This window comes from Pseudomonas sp. Soil_N_39, assembly GCF_057655955.1.
Map to the genome: position 1 here is coordinate 83,548 of NZ_JBDGLI010000019.1, position 23,865 is coordinate 107,412.

General features: G+C 62.5%; 21 protein-coding genes. 11 read left to right on the forward strand and 10 right to left on the reverse strand.

What is annotated here, in order from left to right; all coding sequences use genetic code 11:
• Window positions 1-166 precede the first annotated feature (166 nt).
• From AC3A5O_RS23825 to def, 5 genes are all read right to left on the reverse strand, one after another.
• Window positions 167-478 carry a tetratricopeptide repeat protein gene (locus tag AC3A5O_RS23825; protein WP_487753807.1) on the reverse strand — a complete coding sequence of 104 codons (312 nt, stop codon included), beginning with the start codon at window positions 476-478 and terminating at the stop codon, window positions 167-169.
• 191 nt (window positions 479-669) lie between these two features.
• A complete protein-coding gene (gene trkA / locus AC3A5O_RS23830) occupies window positions 670-2,043 on the reverse strand; it encodes a Trk system potassium transporter TrkA (protein WP_487753808.1) in 1,374 nt (457 codons plus the stop codon).
• A gap of 23 nt (window positions 2,044-2,066) precedes the next feature.
• Window positions 2,067-3,377, reverse strand: a complete 1,311-nt coding sequence (gene rsmB / locus AC3A5O_RS23835; RefSeq protein ID WP_487753809.1) for a 16S rRNA (cytosine(967)-C(5))-methyltransferase RsmB — start codon at window positions 3,375-3,377, stop codon at window positions 2,067-2,069.
• Window positions 3,374-4,333 carry a methionyl-tRNA formyltransferase gene (gene fmt / locus AC3A5O_RS23840; RefSeq protein ID WP_487753810.1) on the reverse strand — a complete coding sequence of 320 codons (960 nt, stop codon included), beginning with the start codon at window positions 4,331-4,333 and terminating at the stop codon, window positions 3,374-3,376. Before fmt ends, rsmB begins: the two co-directional genes overlap by 4 nt.
• A 71-nt stretch (window positions 4,334-4,404) precedes the next feature.
• Window positions 4,405-4,911 carry a peptide deformylase gene (gene def, locus AC3A5O_RS23845; protein ID WP_003196300.1) on the reverse strand — a complete coding sequence of 169 codons (507 nt, stop codon included), beginning with the start codon at window positions 4,909-4,911 and terminating at the stop codon, window positions 4,405-4,407.
• 169 nt (window positions 4,912-5,080) lie between these two features.
• Between def and AC3A5O_RS23850 the strand changes: the two genes are divergently transcribed.
• From AC3A5O_RS23850 to tsaC, 3 genes are all read left to right on the forward strand, one after another.
• Window positions 5,081-6,106, forward strand: a complete 1,026-nt coding sequence (locus tag AC3A5O_RS23850; RefSeq protein ID WP_122567740.1) for a LysM peptidoglycan-binding domain-containing protein — start codon at window positions 5,081-5,083, stop codon at window positions 6,104-6,106.
• An 80-nt stretch (window positions 6,107-6,186) separates the two neighbouring features.
• Entirely contained in the window at window positions 6,187-7,281 is a 1,095-nt protein-coding gene (gene dprA / locus AC3A5O_RS23855; RefSeq protein ID WP_487753811.1) for a DNA-processing protein DprA, read from the forward strand.
• 61 nt (window positions 7,282-7,342) lie between these two features.
• Window positions 7,343-7,900: an L-threonylcarbamoyladenylate synthase type 1 TsaC gene (gene tsaC / locus AC3A5O_RS23860; protein ID WP_092205588.1), complete on the forward strand. Its 558-nt coding sequence runs from the start codon at window positions 7,343-7,345 to the stop codon at window positions 7,898-7,900.
• Between the two features lie 321 nt (window positions 7,901-8,221).
• Here the strand turns inward: tsaC and AC3A5O_RS23865 are convergent, their stop codons facing one another.
• Complete coding sequence (locus AC3A5O_RS23865) at window positions 8,222-9,199, reverse strand: NADPH:quinone reductase (protein ID WP_305469007.1); 978 nt, start codon at window positions 9,197-9,199, stop codon at window positions 8,222-8,224.
• Window positions 9,200-9,363: 164 nt separating this feature from the next.
• Between AC3A5O_RS23865 and hemF the strand changes: the two genes are divergently transcribed.
• Together hemF and aroE are read left to right on the forward strand one after the other, a co-directional pair.
• Window positions 9,364-10,278, forward strand: a complete 915-nt coding sequence (gene hemF, locus AC3A5O_RS23870) for an oxygen-dependent coproporphyrinogen oxidase (protein WP_122567737.1) — start codon at window positions 9,364-9,366, stop codon at window positions 10,276-10,278.
• Window positions 10,279-10,291: 13 nt separating this feature from the next.
• Entirely contained in the window at window positions 10,292-11,113 is an 822-nt protein-coding gene (aroE, locus tag AC3A5O_RS23875; RefSeq protein ID WP_305469004.1) for a shikimate dehydrogenase, read from the forward strand.
• Window positions 11,114-11,254: 141 nt separating this feature from the next.
• On the opposite strand, the gene AC3A5O_RS23880 is transcribed toward aroE, so the two are convergent.
• The 3 genes from AC3A5O_RS23880 to betC all read right to left on the reverse strand — a co-directional run bounded on the left by AC3A5O_RS23880 (window position 11,255) and on the right by betC (window position 15,464).
• Complete coding sequence (locus AC3A5O_RS23880; protein WP_305469003.1) at window positions 11,255-12,823, reverse strand: SulP family inorganic anion transporter; 1,569 nt, start codon at window positions 12,821-12,823, stop codon at window positions 11,255-11,257.
• Between the two features lie 189 nt (window positions 12,824-13,012).
• A complete protein-coding gene (gene choX, locus AC3A5O_RS23885; RefSeq protein ID WP_014335844.1) occupies window positions 13,013-13,933 on the reverse strand; it encodes a choline ABC transporter substrate-binding protein in 921 nt (306 codons plus the stop codon).
• 16 nt (window positions 13,934-13,949) lie between these two features.
• Window positions 13,950-15,464 (reverse strand): choline-sulfatase, encoded by a 1,515-nt coding sequence (betC, locus tag AC3A5O_RS23890; protein WP_487753812.1) that lies wholly within the window; start codon window positions 15,462-15,464, stop codon window positions 13,950-13,952.
• 114 nt (window positions 15,465-15,578) lie between these two features.
• Between betC and AC3A5O_RS23895 the strand changes: the two genes are divergently transcribed.
• Window positions 15,579-16,529, forward strand: a complete 951-nt coding sequence (locus AC3A5O_RS23895; protein ID WP_305469001.1) for a choline sulfate utilization transcriptional regulator — start codon at window positions 15,579-15,581, stop codon at window positions 16,527-16,529.
• Between the two features lie 83 nt (window positions 16,530-16,612).
• Here AC3A5O_RS23895 and AC3A5O_RS23900 read toward each other — a convergent pair whose 3' ends face one another.
• The gene (locus AC3A5O_RS23900; RefSeq protein WP_487753813.1) at window positions 16,613-17,278 is read right to left on the reverse strand and encodes an NAD(P)-dependent oxidoreductase; all 666 of its coding nucleotides are present in this window, start codon (window positions 17,276-17,278) and stop codon (window positions 16,613-16,615) included.
• A gap of 84 nt (window positions 17,279-17,362) precedes the next feature.
• On the opposite strand from AC3A5O_RS23900, the gene AC3A5O_RS23905 reads away from it, so the two are divergent.
• From AC3A5O_RS23905 to AC3A5O_RS23925, 5 genes are all read left to right on the forward strand, one after another.
• Window positions 17,363-17,689, forward strand: coding sequence for a DOPA 4,5-dioxygenase family protein (locus AC3A5O_RS23905; protein ID WP_487753814.1), 327 nt, complete (start codon window positions 17,363-17,365; stop codon window positions 17,687-17,689).
• Between the two features lie 389 nt (window positions 17,690-18,078).
• Window positions 18,079-19,386: a CitMHS family transporter gene (locus AC3A5O_RS23910; protein ID WP_060739862.1), complete on the forward strand. Its 1,308-nt coding sequence runs from the start codon at window positions 18,079-18,081 to the stop codon at window positions 19,384-19,386.
• Between the two features lie 73 nt (window positions 19,387-19,459).
• The gene (locus tag AC3A5O_RS23915) at window positions 19,460-20,227 is read left to right on the forward strand and encodes a TerC family protein (protein WP_122567730.1); all 768 of its coding nucleotides are present in this window, start codon (window positions 19,460-19,462) and stop codon (window positions 20,225-20,227) included.
• A 335-nt stretch (window positions 20,228-20,562) separates the two neighbouring features.
• Window positions 20,563-22,221 carry a Na/Pi cotransporter family protein gene (locus AC3A5O_RS23920; protein ID WP_487753815.1) on the forward strand — a complete coding sequence of 553 codons (1,659 nt, stop codon included), beginning with the start codon at window positions 20,563-20,565 and terminating at the stop codon, window positions 22,219-22,221.
• 186 nt (window positions 22,222-22,407) lie between these two features.
• Window positions 22,408-23,799 (forward strand): M16 family metallopeptidase, encoded by a 1,392-nt coding sequence (locus AC3A5O_RS23925; protein ID WP_305491423.1) that lies wholly within the window; start codon window positions 22,408-22,410, stop codon window positions 23,797-23,799.
• Window positions 23,800-23,865: the final 66 nt, after the last annotated feature.

The following is a 23,865-nucleotide window of genomic DNA, read 5'->3' on the forward strand; positions in this document are numbered from 1 at the left end:
ATTGGCTGTTTGGGGCTGCTTCGCAGCCCAGCGGGGATAAATCCCCTCGCCACAGAGGTTTGTGTGTTGGCTGCTTGGCGGGCTGGGATTCGGCGCGTGGTGGGCTTTTTTGTGAGCGCTGCGCACTCAAGCGGGAGCAAGCTCCCTCGCCACAGGTGCGTGGCGTTCAGGGGTGGCGATCCAGTTTTTTGAGGAACACGGTCATTTCTTTTTCGGCTTGTTTGTCGCCGTGGGCGCGGGCGGCTTCGAGGCCTTGTTCCCAGGCTTGGCGGGCTGCCGGTAGGTTGCCTTGGCCTTGGTGGGCCTTGCCCAGTAGCTTCCATGCTGCTGAATACTTGGGGTCGAGTTCGACGCAGCGTTGGAGGTGTTCGGCGGCGCGGGGGAATTCGCCTAGGTCCAGGTAGCCTTTGCCCAGGCCGAAGCGCAGCAGGGCGTTGTCCACACCTTTGGCGAGCATTTTTTCCAGGGAGTCGAGCATGGGGGGCATCCTTATCAATTGTGTCAGTGATTGATTAGTTGGGAGGTCGATCGCAATCGCGGGCAAGCCTTGCTCCCACAGATCTCCCCACAGATATCCCACAGATCTCCAACAGACTGCGTTCGGCTCTTGAGGGGACGCAGAGCGTCCCTGGCTGCATTCCCACGCGGAGCGTGGGAATGATCAGTGGATCAGAAGAAACTCAACCCCACATGGAACAGCTTCTCCACATCACGAATGTGCTTCTTGTCCACCAGGAACAGGATCACATGGTCGCCGGTCTGGATGGCGGTGTCGTCGTGGGCGATCAGCACTTCTTCGTCGCGGATGATCGCGCCGATGGTCGTGCCCGGTGGCAGGCCGATGTCGCGGATGGCTTTGCCGATCACTTTGCTGGACTTGGCATCGCCGTGGGCAATCGCCTCGATGGCTTCGGCCGCGCCACGGCGCAGGGAGTGCACGCTGACGATGTCGCCGCGGCGCACGTGGGCCAGCAGGGTGCCGATGGTTGCCAGTTGCGGGCTGATGGCGATGTCGATGTCGCCGCCCTGGATCAGGTCGACGTAGGCCGGGTTGTTGATGATGGTCATGACCTTCTTCGCCCCCAGGCGCTTGGCCAGTAGCGACGACATGATGTTGGCTTCGTCGTCGTTGGTCAGGGCCAGGAAGATGTCGGCATCGGCGATGTTCTCTTCCAGCAGCAGGTCGCGGTCCGAGGCACTGCCCTGCAGCACCACGGTGCTGTCGAGGGTGTCGGAGAGGTAGCGGCAGCGCGCCGGGTTCATCTCGATGATCTTGACCTGGTAGCGGCTTTCGATGGCTTCGGCCAGGCGCTCGCCGATCTGCCCGCCACCGGCGATGACGATGCGCTTGTAGTTCTCATCCAGGCGACGCATTTCGCTCATGACCGCGCGAATATTCGCTTTGGCGGCGATGAAAAATACCTCGTCGTCGGCTTCGATCACCGTGTCGCCCTGGGGCAGGATCGGCCGGTCACGGCGGAAGATCGCCGCAACGCGGGTTTCCACATTCGGCATGTGCTCGCGCAACTGGCGCAGTTGCTGGCCCACCAGCGGCCCGCCGTAGTAGGCCTTGACCGCCACCAGTTGCGCCTTGCCTTCGGCAAAGTCGATCACTTGCAAAGCGCCGGGGTGCTCGATCAGGCGCTTGATGTAGTTGGTCACCACCTGCTCGGGGCTGATCAGCACATCCACCGGGATCGCTTCGTTGTCGAACAGGTCGGCGCGGGTCAGGTAGGCCGCTTCGCGCACCCGGGCGATCTTGGTCGGGGTGTGGAACAACGTGTGGGCGACCTGACAGGCGACCATGTTGGTTTCATCGCTGTTGGTCACGGCCACGAGCATGTCGGCGTCGTCGGCGCCGGCCTGGCGCAGCACCGTCGGCAACGAGCCGCGACCTTGCACGGTGCGGATGTCGAGGCGGTCGCCGAGGTCGCGCAGGCGTTCGCCGTCGGTGTCGACCACGGTGATGTCGTTGGCCTCGCTGGCCAAATGTTCCGCCAGCGAACCGCCGACCTGCCCTGCACCGAGGATGATGATTTTCATCCAGCCACTCCTATCGAATCGGTTTAACCGCGTGCGGCGGCAATCTTGATCAACTTGGCGTAATAGAACCCATCGTGCCCGCCTTCTTGGGCCAGCAACTGACGGCCATGGGGCTGCTTGAGGCCGGCCTGGGTTGCGATGTCCAGCTCCCGGGCACCCGGGGTGCGAGCGAGGAATGCCTCGATCACCTCGGTGTTCTCGGTCGGCAAGGTCGAACAGGTGGCGTATAGCAGCATGCCGCCCACGTCCAGGGTCGACCACAGGGCATCGAGCAGTTCACCTTGCAGCACGGCCAATGCGGCGATGTCGTCCGGCTGGCGGGTGAGCTTGATGTCTGGATGCCGGCGGATCACGCCCGTGGCCGAGCATGGCGCGTCCAGAAGGATGCGCTGGAAGGGCTTGCCGTCCCACCAGGTCGCGGTGTCGCGGCCATCGGCGGCGATCAGCTCGGCATCCAGGCCCAGGCGTTCGAGGTTTTCCTTGACCCGCACCAGGCGCTTGGCTTCCAGGTCCACCGCCACCACACCGGCCAGCTTCGGCTCGGCCTCGAGGATGTGACAGGTCTTGCCCCCCGGCGCGCAGCAGGCGTCCAGCACCCGTTGACCGGGCGCCAGTTCCAGGAGGTCGGCGGCCAGTTGGGCAGCTTCGTCCTGGACGCTGATCCAGCCCTCGGCAAAGCCCGGCAGTGCCCGTACATCGCCCGGGGTTTCCAGGACGATGCCGTCGCGGCTGTACTGGCACGGGATGGCTGGGATGCCCGCCTCGCCCAGCAACGCCAAGTAGGCATCGCGGCTATGGTGGCGACGATTGACCCGCAGGATCATCGGCGGATGGGCATTGTTGGCGGCGCAGATGGCTTCCCATTGCTCGGGCCAGAACGCCTTGAGGGATTTCTGCAACCAGCGCGGGTGGGCGGTGCGCACCACCGGGTCGTGTTCCAGCTCGGCCAGCAGGGTTTCGCTTTCCCGCTGGGCGCGGCGCAACACGGCATTGAGCAAGGCCTTGGCCCAGGGCTTTTTCAGCTTGTCGGCGCAGCCCACGGTTTCGCCGATGGCGGCGTGGGCGGGGACGCGGGTGTAGAGCAGTTGATAGAGCCCCACCAGCAGCAGCGCCTCGACGTCGGCATCGGCGGCCTTGAACGGCTTCTGCAACAGCTTGGCCGCCAGGGCCGACAGCCGTGGCTGCCAACGGGCGGTGCCGAACGCCAGGTCCTGGGTGAAACCGCGATCACGGTCTTCCACCTTGTCCAGTTGGGTCGGCAGGGAACTGTTCAGCGAGGCTTTCCCGCTGAGTACCGCGGCAAGTGCCTTGGCGGCGGCCAGACGCGGGTTCATGAGGCGTCCGTCGCTTGGCCGAGATGGGTGCCGACGGCAAATTTCTCACGGCGGCTGTTGAACAGGTCGCTGAAGTTCAGCGCCTTGCCACCCGGCAGTTGCAGGCGCGTCAGGCACAACGCCTGCTCACCACAGGCAACGACGAGGCCGTCCTTGCTGGCGCCGAGGATTTCACCCGGTGCGCCCTTCCCTTCGGCGTAATTGGCCGCCAGCACTTTCAGGGCTTCGCCGTTCAGGGTGCTGTGACAGATCGGCCAAGGGTTGAAGGCCCGCACCAGGCGTTCCAGCTCAACGGCTGGGCGGCTCCAGTCGATACGGGCTTCGTCCTTGTTCAGTTTGTGCGCGTACGTGGCGAGGCTGTCGTCCTGCACGTCGCCCTCCAGCGTGCCTGCGGCCAGGCCAGCGATGGCCTGGACCACGGCGGGCGGGCCGATCAGGGCGAGGCGGTCGTGCAGGCTGCCACCGGTGTCTTCGGCGCTGATGGGGGTGCTGACCTTGAGCAACATCGGCCCGGTGTCCAGGCCGGCCTCCATGCGCATCACCGTGACGCCGCTCTCGGCATCGCCGGCTTCCACGGCGCGCTGGATCGGCGCGGCACCGCGCCAGCGCGGCAGCAGCGAGGCGTGACTGTTGATGCAACCCAGGCGCGGGATGTCCAGCACCACTTGGGGCAGGATCAGGCCGTAGGCGACCACCACCATCAAGTCCGGCTTCAGTGCCGCCAGTTCGGCCTGGGCTTGTGCGTCGCGCAGGGTCGGTGGCTGCAACACCTCGATGCCATGCTCCTGGGCCAGTTGCTTGACTGGGCTGGGCATCAGTTTTTGCCCGCGACCGGCCGGCCGGTCCGGCTGGGTGTAGACCGCGACGATGTCGTGGGGGCTGGCCAGCAGGGCCTTGAGGTGTTCGGCGGCAAATTCGGGAGTGCCGGCAAAGACGATGCGCAGGGGCTCAGTCATGGGTAGCTCTCAATTACAAAGCAGTCGCAAAAAGAAAAAGGCTTGCCGCGGCAAGCCTTTGAAGGGGGGCATCAAGCATTCTGGCGATGAAGTTTTTCCAGTTTTTTCTTGATCCGGTCACGCTTGAGGGTAGACAGGTAATCCACGAACAGCTTGCCGTTGAGGTGGTCGCACTCGTGCTGGATGCACACCGCCAGCAAGCCTTCGGCGATCAGTTCATAAGGCTGGCCGTCACGGTCCAGGGCCTTGATCTTGACCTTCTGCGGACGGTCGACGTTTTCGTAGAAGCCCGGCACCGAAAGGCAGCCTTCCTGGTACTGGTCCATCTCGTCGGTCAGGGTTTCGAACTCGGGGTTGATGAACACCCGGGGCTCGCTGCGGTCTTCGGATAGGTCCATCACGACGATACGCTTGTGCACGTTGACCTGGGTCGCGGCGAGGCCGATGCCTGGCGCTTCATACATTGTTTCAAACATGTCGTCGACCAACTGACGCACTTCGTCGTCCACTACGGCCACCGGTTTGGCGATAGTGCGCAGGCGCGGGTCCGGAAATTCGAGAATGTTCAAAATGGCCATAAGCTTGATAAATGCACGTGTGAGGTAAAGTCGGGTGGCTGGCCTGGCGTGTCTTGGGATGCAGGCTACCGTTGTAAAACGATGCGCTTGTGGAGAATAGCTCCTTAAGCAGCGAGCCACGGGGGCTCTGGCGTTTTACGCGAACGCACATAATAAAGGGATTCACCGCATGAGGAAATCACTACTCGCCCTGCTGCTCCTGGCCTCGGCCGGTATCGCGCACGGGCAAGTGCAACTTCGGGAAGGTTTTCCCCAGCAATACACGGTGATGACGGGGGACACATTGTGGGACATTTCCGGCAAATACCTGCGCGAGCCGTGGAAATGGCCCGAGCTCTGGCAGGCCAACCCGCAGATCGAAAACCCCCACCTGATCTATCCGGGCGACACCCTGTCGCTGGTCTACGTCAACGGCCAACCGCGCCTGACCCTCAATCGCGGCGCCTCGCGCGGCACCATCAAGCTGTCGCCGCGCATTCGCAGTTCGCCGGTGGCCGATGCCATCCCGAGCATTCCGCTGCAAGCCATCAACAGTTTCCTGCTGAGCAACCGCATCGTCGACACGCCTGAGGATTTCGACAAAGCGCCCTACGTCGTCGCCGGCAATGCCGAGCGGGTGCTCAGCGGCATGGGGGATCGGGTCTTTGCCCGTGGCGCATTCGACTCGAATCAGTCGGCCTATGGCATCTTCCGTCAAGGCAAGGTCTACACCGACCCCGAAACCAAGGAGTTTTTGGGCATCAACGCCGACGACATTGGTGGCGGCGAAGTGGTCGCCACCGAGGGAGATGTCACCACCCTGGTCCTGCAACGCACCACTCAGGAAGTGCGCCTGGGTGATCGCCTGTTCAGCGGCGAAGAGCGTTCGATCAACTCGACCTTCATGCCCAGCGCGCCGAAATCGGACATCAACGGCTTGATCCTCGACGTGCCCCGGGGCGTGACCCAGATCGGCGCGCTGGACGTGGTCACCCTGAACAAGGGCCGCCGTGATGGCCTGATCGAAGGCAACGTGCTGGCGGTGATGAAGACCGGTGAAACCGTACGCGACCGCATCACCGGCGCGCCGGTGAAAATCCCCGATGAACGGGCCGGCCTGCTGATGGTATTCCGCACTTACGACAAACTCAGCTACGGCCTGGTGCTGTACGCCTCACGCTCGCTGTCGGTGCTCGATAAGGTCCGTAATCCATAACGGGTCTCACAAGTTACCAACAGAGTTATCCACAGCTTGTTCCCGTTTTTACGGGGCTCATAACGGTCAAGGATGATCGCATGTCATTACCTGAATCTGCTCCGGTTTCCCCTGCGGAACTGGAGGCCCGGCTACGCCTTCACCGCTTGCCGGAACTCGGTCCCAAGCGTTTCATGACCCTGATGGAGGCCTTCGGCTCGGCCTCCAAAGCCATCAGTGCACCGGCCAGTGCCTGGCGTGCATTGGGCTTGCCGCTGGTCTGCGCCGAGGCCCGGCGCAACCCGGATGTGCGTGACGGGGCCGCCCATGCATTGGCCTGGCTAGAGCGTGCGGGCCAGCATTTATTGATGTGGGACCAACCCGACTACCCGGCGCTGCTGGCGCAAATCAGCGACGCGCCGCCGCTGCTGTTTGTCGCCGGCGCCGCCTCGATCCTGGAAAAACCCCAGCTGGCGATGGTCGGCAGTCGACGGGCATCGCGGCCAGGCATGGACACCGCGGCGGCGTTTTCCCGCAGCCTGGCCGGGGCCGGTTTTGTCATCACCAGCGGCCTGGCCTTGGGCATCGATGCGGCGGCCCATCAGGCCGCGCTGGATGTTGGCGGACGTACCGTCGGTGTGTTGGGCACTGGCCTGGAAAATTTTTATCCACAGCGCAATCGTCGGCTGGCGGACGCGATGATTGCCCAAGGCAGCGCGGTGCTGTCGGAGTTCCCGTTGGACGCGCCGCCCCACGCCAGCAATTTTCCGCGACGCAACCGGATCATCAGCGGCTTGTCCCTGGGGGTGCTGGTGGTAGAAGCCAGTGTCGCCAGCGGCTCGCTGATCACCGCTCGCCTGGCGGCGGAGCAGGGCCGCGAGGTTTATGCGATTCCTGGATCGATCCATCACCCCGGGGCCCGAGGCTGCCATCAGCTGATCCGCGACGGTGCGGCGCTGGTGGAAACCGTCGAGCACATCCTCGAAGCGCTGCGCGGTTGGCAGCGGTTGCCGCTGGCCGCGATGCCTGAGCCGGTGACCCATCCGCTGCTGCGCCTGCTGCATGCCGCGCCGTTGAGCAGCGAGGCGTTGGCCGACGCCAGCGGCTGGGGCTTGCCCAAAGTGCTGGCGGCGTTGACCGAGCTGGAGATGGAAGGACGCGCCAGCTGTGACAACGGACGTTGGTTTGCACGCTAGGTTTTATGGGGAAGATCGGTAAACTGCCCACAGCCTTATTTGCGTTGCGGGAGAATCGTTCATGGTCAACAGTTGGCGTGTGCAACAAGCCGCGCGAGAAATTCGCGCCGGGGCGGTGATTGCCTATCCAACCGAAGCGGTCTGGGGCCTGGGTTGTGACCCGTGGAACGAGGAGGCGGTGGAACGCCTGCTGGCGATCAAGTCGCGGCTGCCCGACAAAGGCCTGATCCTGGTGGCTGACAACATCCACCAGTTCGACTTTCTGTTCGAAGACTTCCCCGAAACCTGGATGGACCGCATGGCCAGCACCTGGCCGGGGCCCAATACCTGGTTGGTCCCGCACCAGAACCTGCTGCCGGAATGGATCACCGGCGTGCACGACACCGTTGCCCTGCGGGTCAGCGATCATCCCACCGTGCGCGACTTGTGCTCGTTGGTCGGGCCACTGGTGTCCACCTCGGCCAACCCCCAAGGACGCCCGGCGGCGCGCACGCGGATTCGCGTCGAGCAGTATTTCCGCGGGCAGATCGACCTGGTGCTGGGCGGCAACCTGGGCGGGCGCAAGAACCCCAGCGTGATTCGTGACCTGGCGAGTGGGAAAGTAGTACGGCCGGACTGATTCCGAACACACATTCTGCATCTTGCACAAAACCACTGTGGGAGCGAGCTTGCTCGCGATAGCGTCAGATCAGCCCAGGATTGATGTTGACTGACACACCGCTATCGCGAGCAAGCTCGCTCCCACAGGGGATTTGCGGTGGCCAGGGAAATCGAACTCACCACTGATCCGAGTGTGGGAGCGGGCTTGCTCGCGAAGGCGTCGGCACATTCAACATTGATGCAAGCTGACCCACCGTTTTCGCGAGCAAGCCCGCTCCCACAAGGTTTTGTGTTGCACACAGTATTTATGAACACGACAGGTTCTTCAGCGAGCTCTAAATCAAGGCAGAAGAATGGTCGAACCGGTCGTGCGCCGCGCCGACAGTTCGGCCTGGGCCTTGGCCGCTTCCGCCAGTGGATAACGCTGGTTGATGTCCACCGTGATCTTGCCGCTGGCGATCATCCCGAACAGTTCATCGGCCATGCGCTGCAGGTTTTCCGCATTGTTGGCGTAAGTCGCCAAGGTCGGGCGGGTGACGTACAGCGAGCCCTTGGCCGAGAGAATCCCCAGGTTCACACCGTCCACCGCACCCGAGGCATTGCCGAAGCTCACCACCAGGCCACGGGGGGCGACGCTGTCCAGGGAGGTCAACCAGGTGTCCTTGCCAACCCCGTCGTACACCACGGGCACCTTCTTGCCGTCAGTCAATTCCAGCACGCGCTGCGGGACGTTTTCCTTGCTGTAGTCGATGGTTTCCCAGGCGCCGTGGGATTTGGCGATGGCGGCTTTTTCCGGCGAACTGACGGTGCCGATCAGCTTCACGCCCAAGGCCTTGGCCCACTGGCAGGCCAAGGAGCCCACGCCACCGGCGGCGGCGTGGAACAGGATGGTTTCGCCGCCCTTGAGTTCATAGGTCTGGCGCAACAGGTATTGCACGGTCAGGCCTTTGAGCATCACGCCGGCGGCCTGTTCGAAACTGATGGATTCGGGCAGGTGCACCAGGTTGGCTTCGGGCAACACATGCACATCGCTGTAGGCCCCCAGCGGGCCGCTGCCGTACGCCACCCGGTCGCCGACCTTGAACCGCGTGACGCCCGAACCGATGGCCTCGACCACGCCCGCGCCCTCGGCGCCCAGGCCCGAAGGCAGCGTCGGTGGCGGATACAGACCGCTGCGGTAGTAGGTGTCGATGAAGTTCAGGCCGATCGCCTTGTTGCTGACGCGCACCTGCTGCGGGCCCGGCTCGGCAGGCTGATAACCCACATACTCAAGCACTTCGGGACCACCGTGGGAACTGAACTGGATACGTTTGGCCATCTTCACTTTCTCCTTGTCGCAGGACTTTTTACCAAGCCTGCTATCGGACTCCTAAGCTTGACCGTCGTCAACTGTGGCGTGGGCAAGTGCGGTGGTATCCTGTGCGCCCATTTGCCACCGGCCCGCTATACGCCGCTTAGCGTAGCCCTGATCAAGGTGATGTCATGTCCACTCGCACCGAGGCCGTGAAAGCCTACCTGCTCGACCTGCAAGACCGTATCTGCGCCGTCCTGGAAACCGAGGACGGTGGCACGCGCTTCGTCGAAGATGCCTGGACCCGGCCGGCCGGTGGTGGCGGTCGCACGCGGGTGATCGAAAACGGCACGGTGATCGAAAAGGGCGGCGTCAACTTTTCCCACGTCTTCGGCAGCGGTCTCCCACCCTCGGCCAGCGCCCATCGGCCAGAACTGGCCGGTCGTGGCTTCGAAGCCTTGGGCGTGTCGCTGGTGATCCACCCGCACAACCCCCACGTACCGACCTCCCACGCCAACGTGCGTTTCTTCATCGCCGAGAAGGAAGGTGAAGAGCCGGTCTGGTGGTTCGGTGGTGGCTTCGACCTGACGCCTTACTACGGCGTGGAGGAAGATTGCGTGCATTGGCACCGCGTCGCCGAGCAAGCCTGCGCGCCGTTCGGCCCCGAGGTGTATCCGCGCTACAAGGCTTGGTGCGACAGCTACTTCCACCTCAAGCATCGCAACGAGCCCCGGGGTATCGGCGGCCTGTTTTTCGACGACCTGAATGAGTGGGATTTCGACACCTGCTTCGCCTTCATCCGCGCCATTGGCGACGCCTATATCGAGGCGTACCTGCCGATCGTGCGCCGCCGCAAGCACAACGCGTTCACCGCCAAACAGCGGGAGTTCCAGGAGTTCCGCCGTGGGCGCTACGTGGAGTTCAACCTGGTCTACGACCGTGGCACGCTGTTCGGCCTGCAATCGGGCGGACGGACTGAATCGATCCTGATGTCCCTGCCACCGCAAGTGCGCTGGGGCTACGACTGGAAAGCCGAACCGGGCAGCGAAGAGGCGCGGCTGACCGAGTATTTCCTGCAGGATCGCGATTGGCTGGCGACGGCCTGAACGGGGATTATCCATGGACCGCTACGTTGTAATGGGTAACCCGATCGGCCACAGCAAGTCGCCGTTGATCCATCGCCTGTTTGCCGAGCAGACCGGGCAAACCCTGGACTACAGCACGCTGCTGGCGCCCCTGGAGGATTTCGCGGGTTGCGCCCGAGAATTTTTCCGCGAGGGTCGTGGGGCAAATGTCACGGTGCCGTTCAAGGAAGACGCCTTCCGGCTGGCCGACAGCCTGACCGAGCGGGCCCAGCGAGCCGGGGCGGTCAATACATTGAGCAAACTGGCCGACGGGCGCCTGTTGGGTGACAACACCGACGGCGCCGGACTGGTCCGGGACCTGACCGTCAACGCCGGCTTCAGCCTCCAGGGCAAGCGCATCCTGTTGCTCGGGGCCGGCGGCGCGGTGCGCGGTGCCCTGGAACCGCTGCTGGCCGAAGCGCCGGCCTCGGTGATCATCGCCAACCGCACGGTGGAAAAAGCCGAATTGCTGGCCGAGTTGTTCGCCGACCTGGGCCCGGTCTCGGCCAGCGGGTTCGATTGGCTGCAAGAGCCGGTGGACCTGATTATCAACGCGACCTCCGCAAGCCTGTCGGGGGATGTACCGCCGATTGCCGCCAGCTTGATCGAGCACGGCAAGACGGTCTGCTACGACATGATGTATGGCAAGGAACCGACGTCATTCTGCCGTTGGGCCAAGGAACACGGCGCGGCAGTAGCGATGGATGGCCTGGGCATGCTCGCCGAACAGGCGGGGGAAGCGTTCTACCTGTGGCGCGGGGTACGCCCGGACACCGCGCCGGTGCTGGCCGAGTTGCGCCGCCAACTGGCGCTCTAGGCTTCAAGCTGTTGTGGCGAGGGGATTTATCCCCGCTGCACTGCGAAGCAGTCCCAAAAGACGGGGCCGCTGCGCGCCCCAGCGGGGATAAATCCCCTCGCCACAGGTGTATGTGTGAGCCTTAAGCTCTCTGCGATTTCTTCAGTCCTCGAAATGGATCGGGCACTTCTGCGCCCCCTCCAGCTTCAACAACTCCTCCACCACCTGGGGCCGGGCCATGCGCAAGGTCAGGCTACGTCCCTGGCTGCGTAGGCGCCGGGCTTCCTGGTGGAGCATTTCCACCCCGGAATAATCGATGAAGTTGATCTGCTGGGCATCGATGACCACCCGCTGCGCCTGCAACCGTTGCAGGCGTACTTGCAGGTAATGGCTGGCGCCGAAAAAGATCGAACCGCCCACCCGCAGGATCTCCGCCTCCCCTTCGCGAAAATGCTGCACCCGCGGCTGCGAGGTGCGCTTGAGGTAGAAGAACAGCGAAGCCAGCACGCCGGCGTAGATGGCGGTTTGCAGCTCCAGCAGCAACGTAGCCAGGCAGGTCAGGCTCATCACCATGAATTCGGCGCGACTCACGCGGAACAACGCCCGGATACCGCGGTGGTCCACCAGCCCCCAGGCGATCAGCAGGATGCTGCCGGCCATGGCCGGAATCGGGATGTGTGCGATCAGTTTCGCCCCGGCGACCGCAAACAACGCCACCCACAAGGCCGAGAACACCCCGGCCAGGGGCGAGCAGGCCCCGGCTTCATAGCTGAGGCCGGAACGGGTAAAGGAACCGGCCGACAATGATCCGGCGAAAAATCCGCCCACGATGTTGGAAAGCCCCTGCGCCCTCACCTCCTGATTCGCATCGAGCAGTTGCCCGGACCGTACCGACAACGAACGGGCGATGGACAGGCTGGTGACCAGCCCGAGCATGCCCACCGCGACGGCCCCGGGCAGCAGGCGCAGGATCAGCTCCAGGTCCAGCGGCAGCGGCGTGAGCGGCGGCAGGCGCCCGGCAAAGGCGCTGACCAGCGCCACATGCCCGAACATCGCCGGCCACAACCAGACCACCAGGCTGCTGATGACTAAAGTTATCAACAGGCTCGGCCAGCGCGGCAGCAAGCGCTTGAGCACAATGCCCAGGAGCAGCGTGCCCACCCCCAGCAACAGCGAGGGCTTATCCACAGCCCCGATGTGATCGACCAGCATCAGCAGGCCCCTCAGCGCCGTGGCTTCGTTCGCCAGGTCGAGGCCCAGCAGGTTCGGCAACTGCCCCAGGGCAATGACCACCGCCGCGCCCAGGGTGAACCCCAGCACCACCGAGTGGGAAACGAAATTCACCAGCGCACCGAAACGCAGCAACCCCAGCAGCCATTGGAAAATACCCGCCAGCACCGTCAGCAGCAGGATCAAGGTGATGTAGTCCTGGCTGGCAGGCACGGCCAGCGGACTGACGGTGGCGTACAGGACGATGGAAATCGCCGCCGTGGGGCCGCAGATCAGGTGCCACGACGACCCCCACAGGCAGGCGATCAGCACTGGCACGATCGCCGCGTACAAGCCGTATTCGGGGGGTAAACCGGCAATCAAGGCGTAGGCAATGGACTGCGGCAACGCGAGAATCGCGCCGCTCAGGCCGACGATCAGGTCGCGGCCGACACTGGCGCGGGTCTGCCGGGGCAGCCAGCTCAGGAACGGAAAGAGTGAATGGCGCGTGGGGATTGCCATGGGGCCTCAAGGATGGGGTTTGCGAGCAAGGGTATCAGGACAAGGCACCATTCTCCCTGTGGCGAGGGGATATATGTGGGAGCAAAGCTTGCTCGCGAAACAGGCACCTCGGTCTCTGAAAGACCGAGTCGTCTTCATCGCGGGCAAGCCTTGCTCCCACAATAATCCCCTTGCGACAGTGCTCCGCCGTCAGAGCTTGGCCTTCACCGCCGCCAACGCATCCTTGCCATCCAGGGTTTTCACACCGTCCAACCACTTATCCAGCACCGCCGGGTTGGCCTTGATCCAGGCCTTGGCCGCATCGGCGTTGCTGACTTTGTTGTTCACCACCTCAGCCATGATGCTGTTTTCCATCTCCTGGGTGAAACTCAGGTTGGTCAGCAGCTTGCCGACGTTCGGGCAGGCCTGTGCATAACCTTTGCGGGTCAGGGTGTAGACGCTGCCGGTGTCGCCGAAGTATTTCTCGCCGCCCTTGAGGTAGTGCATTTTCAACTGCACGTTCATCGGATGCGGGGTCCAGCCGAGGAAGGTCACGAATTTCTGTTTTTTCACCGCCCGGGAGACTTCCGCCAGCATCGCCTGCTCGCTGGACTCCACCAGTTTCCACTCGCCCATGCCGAAGTCGTTGGTCTTGATGATTTCTTTCAAGGAAAGGTTGGCCGGGGCGCCGGAGCCGATGCCGTAGATCTTCTTGTCGAACTTGTCGGCGAATTTGTTCAGGTCGGCAAAGTTATGCACACCGGCGTCCCAGACGTAGTCCGGGACCGCCAGGGTGAACTCGGTGCCGTCCAGGTTCTTGGCCAGTTGCGTGACGTCGCCATTGGCCACGAACTTGTCATAGAAGCCCTGCTGCGCCGGCATCCAGTTACCCAGGAACACATCCACCTGGCCGTCCTTGAGGCCACCGAAGGTGATCGGCACCGCGAGGGTGTCGACCTTGGCTTTGTAGCCCATCCCGTCCAGCAGGAAACCGGTGATGGCGTTGGTCGCGGCGATATCGCTCCAGCCCGGATCGGCCATCTTCACGGTCTCGCAGCTTTGCTCGGCCCAGGCCGAAACACTGCTCAACGCCAACAGTCCAGCGGTCAGTACTGTGGATAACTTTTGCATGTGCGTGCCCCTTACGTTATTGGTTTTGGCAGGGTTGTGGATAACGGGCCTTGCGCTCCAGATCGTCGAGGTCGATGTGGTTACGCATGTACTGCTGGCTGGCGTCCACCAGCGGCTGGTGGTCCCAGCTCTTGAGTTTGCCCAGGGTCAGCGCCTGGGCGACGAAACGACGGCGACGCTGGCTGGCGAGCACCTGTTGGTGAATCGCCGGAATATCCCACTTGGCGCGAGCTTCGGCGAGAAAATCGGCGAATAGGGTTTGATGCTCAGGGGATTGGCTGAGATCTTCCAATTCCTTGGGGTCGTTGCGTACGTCGAACAGCAGGCACGGGTCATCTTCGCTGTAGATGAATTTCCACGGGCCACGACGGATCATCATCAACGGGCTGATGGTGCCTTCGGCCATGTATTCACCGAAGACCTCGTCATGTCCGCCCTGCCCTTGCAGATGCGGCACCAGCGAGCGGCCATCCAGCGGCAAGCCCGGTTCCAGCGTGCCACCGGCCAGTTCCACCAGGGTCGGCAGCAAGTCTGCGGTGGACACGGCTGCGCCCACCCGGCCGCTGGCGAACTGCCCCGGCGCACTGATCAGCAACGGTACGCGGGCGGCCATTTCGAACCAGTGCATTTTGTACCAGAGGCCCTTTTCGCCGAGCATGTCCCCGTGATCGCCGGAGAACACGATGATCGTGTCGTCCAGCAGACCGGTGTCTTCCAGGGTTTGCAGTAGCTTACCGACGTTGCTGTCAATGTAGCTGCACGCGCCAAAATAGGCGCGGCGAGCATCCCGAATCTTATCCACAGGCAGTGGCTTGTCCCACAGGTCATAAACCTTCAGCAGCCGCTGGGAATGGGGATCGAGGTCCGTTTGCGCCGGGGTCTGTGGCAACGGGATGTCGTTGTCGTCATACAAATCCCAAAACGCCTTGGGAATCGCGTACGGGTCGTGTGGGTGAGTCATCGATACGGTGAGGCAAAACGGCTGGTCACCCTCCTCGCGGATGTGATCGAACAAGTACTGCTGGGCCTTGAACACCACTTCTTCATCGAAATCCAACTGGTTGGTGCGCACGCAAGGGCCGGCCTGCAACACCGACGACATGTTGTGGTACCAGCTCGGCCGCACGTCCGGCTCATCCCAATTCACCGCCCAGCCGTAGTCGGCAGGATAGATGTCGCTGGTCAGGCGCTCCTCGTAGCCGTGCAGTTGGTCGGGGCCGCAAAAGTGCATCTTGCCGGACAACGCCGTGCGGTAGCCGAGGCGGCGCAGGTAATGGGCATAGGTCGGCACGTCTGCGGGAAAGTCCGCCGCGTTGTCGTACGCACCGATCTTGCTCGGTAACTGGCCGCTTACCAGAGTGAACCGCGACGGCGCGCACAGCGGGCTGTTGCAATAGGCGGCGTCGAACACCACGCCCTCAGCCGCCAGGCGCGACAGGTTCGGCAGCTTGATCGGCGAAGGACCGTAGATCGGCAACATTGGCGCGGCCATTTGATCGGCCATGATGAAAAGAATGTTCTTGCGCTTCATGTATTCGCGGCATTCCATAGTAGGCAGTTATGCGACATTGCTGCGATTGAGCATGTAGCCCCCGGGTTTTGGGGTAAAGCCCATGCAGGATAATGACTAGGATAAGCACAGCTTATGTATGACGCCCTGGGTAACCTGTCCCTGGAACTGTTCCGTGCCTTTGAAGCCGCAGCCCGCCAACAGAGCTTTACGGCGGCGGCGATTGAACTGGGCACCACACAACCGGCCATCAGCCAGCAGATCAAGCGCCTGGAAGAACAACTGGGTACGCGGTTGTTTGACCGGATCTACCGTGGCATCGAACTGACCGAGGCCGGGACGATCCTGTTCGAACAGGTACAGGCCGGCTTGCAGAGCATCGATGCCGGGCTCAGCGCGATCACCGCCCAGCACCAGCACGAGGTGCTGCAGGTCGCCACGGACTTCGCCTTCGCCGCCTACTGGCTGATGCCGCGCCTGCATCGCTTTCACGCCGCCAACCCGCAGGTGGACGTGAGCCTGGTGACCAGCGAACGTAACCACAACATGCTGCGCACCGATATCGACGTTGCCGTACTGTTCGGCGATGGTCGCTTCAAACAAGGCGAAAGTCGCTGGCTGTTCAGCGAAGAAGTCTTTCCGGTGTGCAGCCCACTGCTACTCAAGGAACGTCCCCTGCCCTTGCCCGCCCAGGACTTGGCGGAATTTCCGTTGCTGCACCTGCGCGCGGGTAACAGCAACAGCTGGTTCGACTGGAGCGGCGTATTCCGCGAGCTGGGCATCACCTCGCCGCCAGCCCCCGGGCAATTGCGCTTCGACAACTACACGTTGCTCATCCAAGCAGCGATTGGCGGCCAAGGCGTCGCCATCGGCTGGCGACACCTTGTGGATAACTTATTGGCCCAGGGGCTGCTGTGCCGTCCGATCGCTGAAACGGTGCTGTCGCGGCTGGGGTATTACGTGGTCTTGCCCCAGCGTAAACGGCGCGGGGTGTTGATCAGGCAATTCGTCGATTGGCTGATGGAAGAACAGGCCAACAGTGCCGAATCGCTCACGGGGCTGCCGTTGCCGTCGATTGCTGTTTGAGTACAGGGCGAGGCTTGAGTGGGTCATCGTCTTTTTGGGGCTGCTTCGCAGCCCAGCGGGAGCAAGCTCCCTCGCCACGGTTATCACCGCTCTGTGGCGGCCACGAAGCAGACGTGTTCGCCCACATGCAGGTTCAGGCGCAGCTCATCGGCGATGCCGACCGCCACGCGGTTAAGCCGTTCCAGGGATTCGGCCATGCCGGGTTCGAGGCTGGTACTGACCTGGCTGAAATGTTCGATGCCCAGGCCAGGCGCCGCATAGGGTGCGTTGATCAAGGTCCATTGCAACGTGCTGTTTTTCAGGGCATCGAGCACTTCTTCGGCGGCATGGCGCTGCAAATCGTCGTCGGCCGGTTCTTCGTCGAGCACCGCAAAGTCACCCACCAGGAATAGCCGGGCAATGTTCACCGCCTGCATGCCGGCGATCAGCGCATCCACCGCCAGGACTTGCTCCACCGGGCCGGGAATCAAGGTGCGCTCCACGTGTTCGCTGTTCATCGGCAACCCCGACGCGTTCAACAGACACACCACGGCGTTGGCGCCGGCGACGCTTTGCTTGACCCGCTCCGGGTCGAACAGATCGCCGGTCTTGGTCCGCAGGCCCGGGCGTGGAGCCAGGGCGGTAAGATCGTCGAGAATGGCGATGACCTCATGCTGGCGCCTTAGCATTTCAGCCATCAACGCACTGCCGAGGCTGCTCATGGCACCATAGAGCACCACTTTGATGACCGGGGTTTCGGCGTTTTTCATGGCTGCTTTCCTCTTTGTCCGGCATGTAAAGGCTCTGACCCGCGGCAAACGGCGAGGGTTCGGCCTCTTTTCAAGGAGTGACAGATGCAGCGGATCAAGGGCTACCACGCCCACGTGTATTTCGACGCCACCACCCTCGACCAGGCGCGAGCCCTTTGCGAGGAAGCGGCGCAACTGTTTCCACTGAAAATGGGCCGCGTCCATCAGCGCCCAGTCGGCCCGCACCCGGATTGGAGTTGTCAGCTGGCGTTCGATCCGCAGTACATCGGCGTGGTCCTGCCGTGGCTGGCGCTCAATCGCAAGGGCTTGGTGATTTTCCTGCACCCGGAGACCGGCGATGACCTGGTGGACCACACCGACCATGCGATCTGGATGGGCGCGGTGCGGCCGTTGAATCTTTCGGTATTTTGATTGACCGGTGGCGCACCGACTTTCTGTGGGAGCAAAGCTTGCTCGCGATAAAAACGCCGCAGCTCTCAAGCGGGAATGCGTCAACTTCATCGCGAGCAAGCTTTGCTCCCACAGGTAAACCTCGCCCCCACAGAAAACTCCATTGTCTGCAACGAAAGCTTGCTGAAAGCTAGCGCGATTAGGATCACCTCACTTCCGGCAACAGACCGGTCGGCCAAAAGCGAGTTTCAAAGCTCGTTCGGCCCTTTTAACAACAACAATGGTGATTTCTGATGTCCGCTGCTACCCGTCCCGCAGTACCCACTCCATCCGCTCCCCTCGTGCTTTGCATTTCGCGCTGACCTGTCCGGTTCGCATTTCATAGCCGCGCTACGCCTGGAGTATTTCCCATGCTGACTTTCCTTGGCTTCGCCATGGTCATCACGTTCATGTTCCTGATCATGACCAAGCGCCTGTCCGCGCTGATCGCCCTCATCATCATCCCGATCCTGTTCGCCCTGTTCGGTGGCTTCGCGCCGAAAATCGGCCCGATGATGCTTGAAGGCATCACCAAGCTCGCCCCGACCGGGGTGATGCTGATGTTTGCGATTCTGTATTTTGCCCTGATGATCGACTCCGGCCTGTTCGACCCGGCCGTGCGCAAGATCCTCAAGCTGGTCAAGGGCGACCCGTTGAAAGTTTCGGTCGGTACCGCCGTTCTGGCGCTCGTCGTTTCCCTCGATGGTGACGGCGCGACCACTTACATGATCTGCGTGGCCGCGATGCTGCCGCTCTACAGCCGCATCGGCATGAGCCCACGCATCATGGCGGGCCTGATCATCCTCGCCGGCGGCGTGATGAACATGACCCCATGGGGCGGCCCGACGGCCCGGGCGGCCAGTGCGCTGCATGTGGATCCGTCCGACATCTTCGTGCCGATGATTCCGGCGATGCTGGCCGGTGTCGTGGCGATCCTGGCAATCTCCTACATGTATGGCAAACGCGAGCGCGCACGCTTGGGTGAATTGCACCTGGCAGGTGATGAAATCGACCACAGCGAAATCAGCGTTTCCCAGTTCCCGGATGCCCGTCGTCCGAAGCTGATCTGGTTCAACGGCGCCCTGACCCTGGCCCTGATGTGCACCCTGATCGCCGGCCTGTTGCCGTTGCCGGTGCTGTTCATGGTGGCCTTCAGCATCGCGATGATCGTCAACTACCCGTGCCTGCAACAGCAGAAAGACCGCGTCGCGGCGCACGCCGGCAGTGTGTTGGCGGTGGTCGGGCTGATTTTCGCAGCGGGTATCTTCACCGGCATCCTGTCCGGCACCGGCATGGTCGACGCCATGTCCAAGAGCCTGTTGGCGGTCATTCCAGAGTTCCTCGGTCCTTACCTGGCGGTCATCACCGCGCTGGTAAGCATGCCGTTCACCTTCTTCATGTCTAACGATGCATTTTATTACGGGGTGTTACCGGTTCTCGCCGAAGCAGCCAGCCATTACGGCATCACCGCCGTTGAAATGGCCCGTGCCTCCATCGTCGGCCAGCCTGTCCACCTGTTGAGCCCACTGGTTCCGTCGACCTACCTGCTGGTAGCCTTGGCCGGGATCGAGTTCGGCGATCACCAGCGCTTCACCCTGAAGTGGGCAGTACTGGTTTGCCTGTGCATAATGTTCGCCGCCTTGCTGATGGGGATTTTTCCGCTGTTCAGCACTCTATAAAAGCAACGCTCGCTGCGCCGTGCCCGTCTGACAAAGGCGCGGCACGGCCTAACACTCGCTCAAAGGAACTCACATGGAATGGCTGACCAACCCGGAAATCTGGGTTGCCTTCTTTACCCTGACCGCCCTGGAAATCGTCCTGGGCATCGACAACATCATCATGATCTCGATCCTGGTCAGCCGCATGCCCAAGCACATGCAGGCGCGTACCCGGATCTTCGGCCTGGCGTTGGCCATGGTCACGCGGATCCTGTTGCTGCTGTCCATCACCTGGGTCATGCGCCTGACGGCCGATTTGTTCGAAGTGTTCGGCCAAGGCATCTCCGGTCGTGACCTGATCCTGTTCTTCGGTGGCCTGTTCCTGCTGTGGAAAAGCTCCCAGGAGATGTACCACGCGCTGGAAGGCGAAGACGAAACCGGCGAGACGCCTACGGGCAAGGGCGGCAGCTTTATCTACACCATCGTCCAGATCGCGATCATCGACATCGTGTTCTCCTTGGACTCGGTCATCACCGCCGTGGGCATGGTTTCCCATGTACCGGTAATGGTCGCAGCGATTATCGTGGCGGTGCTGGTGATGATGCTGGCGGCGGGTACCATCAGTGCATTCATCGACAAGCACCCGTCGCTGAAGATGCTGGCGCTGTCGTTCCTGCTGGTGGTCGGTACCGTGCTGATCGCCGAGTCTCTGGACGTGCACGTGCCAAAAGGCTACGTGTACTTCGCCATGGCGTTCTCCCTGGCGGTCGAAGCGTTCAACATCAAGATGCGCACAGCCATGGCGCGCAAGCGCAAGCAGCAGGATCCGGTGAAACTGCGCAAGGACATGCCGGGTCAGTGACGGTATAGGCGATGAATGAAGGGGCTCATGGAGCCCCTTTTTTCATGCCCTCCGGAAAGCAACCAGATGCAAAACCTGTGGGAGCGAGCTTGCTCGCGATGAGGCCATGACATCCAACATCTTCCTTGACTGTCAGGCCGCTATCGCGAGCAAGCTCGCTCCCACAGGGTTCTGGGGTTTTCGATGAAGCGGTTTTTATGACGGTTTTGTTTCAAACGATTCTTTAGCTGTGCAATGCTGGCGCCCGAACCGTTCGCCAACTACAGCTTAAGTACAAGAACGAAGAATGTGGCATCGTCAATTTGTTCCTTTGGGACGCTAACAGGGGGCCTTTCATGCTGACCCTGCTGAATTTGCTCTCCGCCGTGGCCCTGCTGATCTGGGGCACGCATATCGTGCGTACCGGCATCTTGCGGGTCTATGGCTCGAACCTGCGCCATGTCATTGGCCAGAACATGTCCCGGCGCTGGCTGGCGTTTATCGCAGGGATCATGGTCACGGCCATGGTCCAGAGCAGCAATGCCACGGCCATGCTCGTCACCTCGTTCGTCGGCCAGGGCCTGATGGCGCTGACCCCGGCCCTGGCGACCATGCTCGGCGCCGATGTCGGCACCGCGCTGATGGCCCGGGTGCTGACCCTCGACCTGTCGTGGCTGTCGCCGCTGCTGATTTTCCTCGGGGTGATTTTTTTCCTCTCGCGTAAACAGACCCGCGTCGGGCAAATGGGCCGGGTCGGCATCGGCCTGGGCCTGATCATCCTGGCCCTGCAATTGATCGTCGAGGCCGCCGCGCCCATCACCCATGCCCAAGGCGTGAAAGTGATCTTCGCCTCGCTGACCGGCGACATCCTGCTCGATGCATTGGTCGGCGCGCTGTTCGCGATGATCTCCTATTCCAGCCTGGCCGCCGTGCTGCTGACCGCGACCCTCGTCGGCGCCGCGGTGATCAGCCTGCCGGTGGCCATCGGCCTGGTGATCGGCGCCAACATCGGCAGCGGCATTCTGGCGTTCCTCAGCACCAGCATGCAGAACACCGCCGGGCGCCAGGTGGCGCTGGGGAGTCTGCTCTACAAGCTGATCGGGCTGTTGTTGATCATTCCGGTGCTCGATCCTTTGGTGAACTGGCTGGACAGCCTGGATTTCAGCCCCCAGGAAACGGTGATCGGTTTTCATCTGCTCTACAACACCGTGCGGTGCCTGGTGCTGCTGCCCAGCGTCGGCCCGATGGCCAGGCTCTGTGCCTGGCTGCTGCCGGAGCGGCCCGAAACCAACGGCACGGCCAAGCCCCGCCACCTGGACCCCACGGCCCTCGCTACCCCGAGCCTGGCGTTGGCGAACGCGGCCCGGGAAACCTTGCGCATTGGCGACCTGATCGAAAACATGCTCGAAGCCATGCTGGACGTGCTGCGCGGTGCGCAAACGGCGGTGACCCAGGACGTACGGCGCATGAGTGATGACGTCGAAGCCCTGTGCAGTGCCATCAAGTTGCACATGGCGCAAATGCCCCGGGAAGACCTCAGCGAACAGGACAGCCGCCGCTGGGCGGAGATCATCGAACTGGCGATCAACCTCAAGCTGGCCAGCGACCTTATCGAGCGCATGTTGCGCAAGGTCCAGCAGCAGAAGACTTCGCAACGCCGTTCCTTTTCCGATGTGGGCCTGGAGGAATTGGCGGGGCTGCACAGCCACTTGATCGCCAACCTGCGGCTGGGGTTGTCGGTATTCCTCAGCGCCGACCGGGAAAGCGCCCGCCAGTTGCTGCGTGAGAAACGGCGCTTTCGGGCGCAGGAACGGCGTATGGCCCACGCCCATGTCAGCCGTTTGCAACGCAAAGTCGTACAAAGCCTGGAGACCAGTTCCCTGCACCTGGAGCTGATCGCCGACATGAGACGCCTCAATTCGCTGTTTTGCGGCAGCGCCTATGTGGTGCTGGAGACGGCCGAGATCGGTGCGCTGGCGGTCGATGAAATTTCCGACATAACCCATTCGCCGTGAACGACTGGCGCATTGGTCAGTCATTAACAAAGGCTCGGGCCTGAAACCGTTCACCGGCCCGCCTGCTCCCGTTGTCATGAACACCGCATAGATTCGATAGGGGGAGCGAGCCGACTCCGGGCGATGCTCCGCCGATGACGGCCTGCCCGGCACCATGGACCGCCACTCAGCCGCCAGGAAGCCCTTATGCGTTGTCTGTTGCTCGCCTTTCTTTTGCTCGGTTCACTGCCCGTGGTTGCCCTGGACCGGTTCCAGGTCGAAGGCTATACGCTGCCCAACGGCCTGCAGCTGATGCTCAAACCCGGCACCGAGCGCGGGCATGTGGCGATCCGGCTGGTGGTCGGTGTGGGCCTGGACGACTTCAGTTGCGCCGACAAGGAACTGCCGCACCTGCTCGAACACCTGCTGTTCAGCGGCGTCGACGAGAGTGGTGAAGGTGGGCTGGAAGAGCGCATGCAGGCCTTGGGTGGCGAGTGGAATGCCTTCACCAGCAACGCGGACACCACGTTCGTCATTGAGGCGCCGGCGCGCAATCAGCGCAAGGTGCTGGACCTGCTGCTGGCGCTGTTGACCCGCACCCGCATCGATGAAAAAGCCCTGGAGGCGGCCAAACGGGTGGTGGAACGCGAGGACGGCGGCCACTACACCCACTTGCAACGCTGGCTCGATCACCAAGACCTGGGCCACAAGGCCAGCAACCAGTTGGCGGTTGAGTTGGGCCTGCGCTGCGCGGAACGGGCCGAGGTCCAGCGCCATACCCTCGCCCGCCTCGAACAAGTGCGCAAAGCCTGGTATGCGCCGAACAACATGACGCTGATCGTGGTCGGCGACCTCGACCGACTGCTGCCTGCCTACCTGGAACGCGCCTTCGGCGAACTCGAGCCGGTGGAGCCCAGCGCTCACGAGGCGCTGCCGCAGATCCGCTACAAGGCGGTCACCAAGCGTAACTTGATCCGTGGCTTGGCTGGCGACAGCGCCAAGCTTCACTGGTTGTTCCCGGAACCGGTGTTGGACGAGCAGCATGACGAAACCTTCGACCTGCTCAAGGATTACCTGGATTGGGCGCTTTATCGCCAGCTGCGCCTGGCCCGCGGCCTGTCCTACGGGCCGTGGACCGAGCGCGAAGTGTTCGGCGGCGTCGGCTTCTTCAGCCTGAACGCCGACCTGTCCCGCGAAGACTTGCCCGAAGCCGAACAGGCGCTCGAAGAACTGCGCAAGACCTTGCTCAAGGATGGCCTGGACCCCGCCAGTTTCGTGCGCATCAAACGCGCGGCCATCGCCCACCAGTCCTGGGCGGTTCAAGGTAACAGCGCACTGGCCGATTACTACTGGGGAGCCTTGGGCGACTATGAAGACGGGCGCTTCGCCAACCCGGCCGTGCGCCTGCAGGAGGTGAGCCTGGAACAGGCCAACATGGCCCTGCGCGAGCTGCTCAAGGACCCGGGTTACCTGCGCATCGAGAAGCCGTTGCTCAGTGACGATGAGCTCGTTTGGGGACTGGGTGCTGTGCTGGGGTTGCTGTTGCTCGGGTTGGTGGTGTGGCAAGTGCGCCGGCGGGCCCGAACGAACGAAGAATGATCTCGTGGCGGCCCACATTTGTGGCGAGGGCATCTGTCTGCTGTGTGGGAGCAAGGCTTGCCCGCG

Excerpts from the sequence above, each read along its gene's own strand:
- betC (WP_487753812.1), bottom strand. The coding sequence starts at position 15,464 with ATGAAGCGCAAGAACATTCTTTTCATCATGGCCGATCAAATGGCCGCG.
- choX (WP_014335844.1), bottom strand. The coding sequence starts at position 13,933 with ATGCAAAAGTTATCCACAGTACTGACCGCTGGACTGTTGGCGTTGAGC.
- AC3A5O_RS23900 (WP_487753813.1), bottom strand. The coding sequence starts at position 17,278 with ATGAAAAACGCCGAAACCCCGGTCATCAAAGTGGTGCTCTATGGTGCC.
- trkA (WP_487753808.1), bottom strand. The coding sequence starts at position 2,043 with ATGAAAATCATCATCCTCGGTGCAGGGCAGGTCGGCGGTTCGCTGGCG.
- tsaC (WP_092205588.1), top strand. The coding sequence starts at position 7,343 with ATGGTCAACAGTTGGCGTGTGCAACAAGCCGCGCGAGAAATTCGCGCC.
- fmt (WP_487753810.1), bottom strand. The coding sequence starts at position 4,333 with ATGACTGAGCCCCTGCGCATCGTCTTTGCCGGCACTCCCGAATTTGCC.
- AC3A5O_RS23895 (WP_305469001.1), top strand. The coding sequence starts at position 15,579 with ATGTATGACGCCCTGGGTAACCTGTCCCTGGAACTGTTCCGTGCCTTT.
- AC3A5O_RS23910 (WP_060739862.1), top strand. The coding sequence starts at position 18,079 with ATGCTGACTTTCCTTGGCTTCGCCATGGTCATCACGTTCATGTTCCTG.
- AC3A5O_RS23850 (WP_122567740.1), top strand. The coding sequence starts at position 5,081 with ATGAGGAAATCACTACTCGCCCTGCTGCTCCTGGCCTCGGCCGGTATC.
- AC3A5O_RS23920 (WP_487753815.1), top strand. The coding sequence starts at position 20,563 with ATGCTGACCCTGCTGAATTTGCTCTCCGCCGTGGCCCTGCTGATCTGG.
- AC3A5O_RS23905 (WP_487753814.1), top strand. The coding sequence starts at position 17,363 with ATGCAGCGGATCAAGGGCTACCACGCCCACGTGTATTTCGACGCCACC.
- AC3A5O_RS23825 (WP_487753807.1), bottom strand. The coding sequence starts at position 478 with ATGCTCGACTCCCTGGAAAAAATGCTCGCCAAAGGTGTGGACAACGCC.
- dprA (WP_487753811.1), top strand. The coding sequence starts at position 6,187 with ATGTCATTACCTGAATCTGCTCCGGTTTCCCCTGCGGAACTGGAGGCC.
- rsmB (WP_487753809.1), bottom strand. The coding sequence starts at position 3,377 with ATGAACCCGCGTCTGGCCGCCGCCAAGGCACTTGCCGCGGTACTCAGC.
- aroE (WP_305469004.1), top strand. The coding sequence starts at position 10,292 with ATGGACCGCTACGTTGTAATGGGTAACCCGATCGGCCACAGCAAGTCG.
- AC3A5O_RS23925 (WP_305491423.1), top strand. The coding sequence starts at position 22,408 with ATGCGTTGTCTGTTGCTCGCCTTTCTTTTGCTCGGTTCACTGCCCGTG.
- hemF (WP_122567737.1), top strand. The coding sequence starts at position 9,364 with ATGTCCACTCGCACCGAGGCCGTGAAAGCCTACCTGCTCGACCTGCAA.
- AC3A5O_RS23880 (WP_305469003.1), bottom strand. The coding sequence starts at position 12,823 with ATGGCAATCCCCACGCGCCATTCACTCTTTCCGTTCCTGAGCTGGCTG.
- def (WP_003196300.1), bottom strand. The coding sequence starts at position 4,911 with ATGGCCATTTTGAACATTCTCGAATTTCCGGACCCGCGCCTGCGCACT.
- AC3A5O_RS23865 (WP_305469007.1), bottom strand. The coding sequence starts at position 9,199 with ATGGCCAAACGTATCCAGTTCAGTTCCCACGGTGGTCCCGAAGTGCTT.
- AC3A5O_RS23915 (WP_122567730.1), top strand. The coding sequence starts at position 19,460 with ATGGAATGGCTGACCAACCCGGAAATCTGGGTTGCCTTCTTTACCCTG.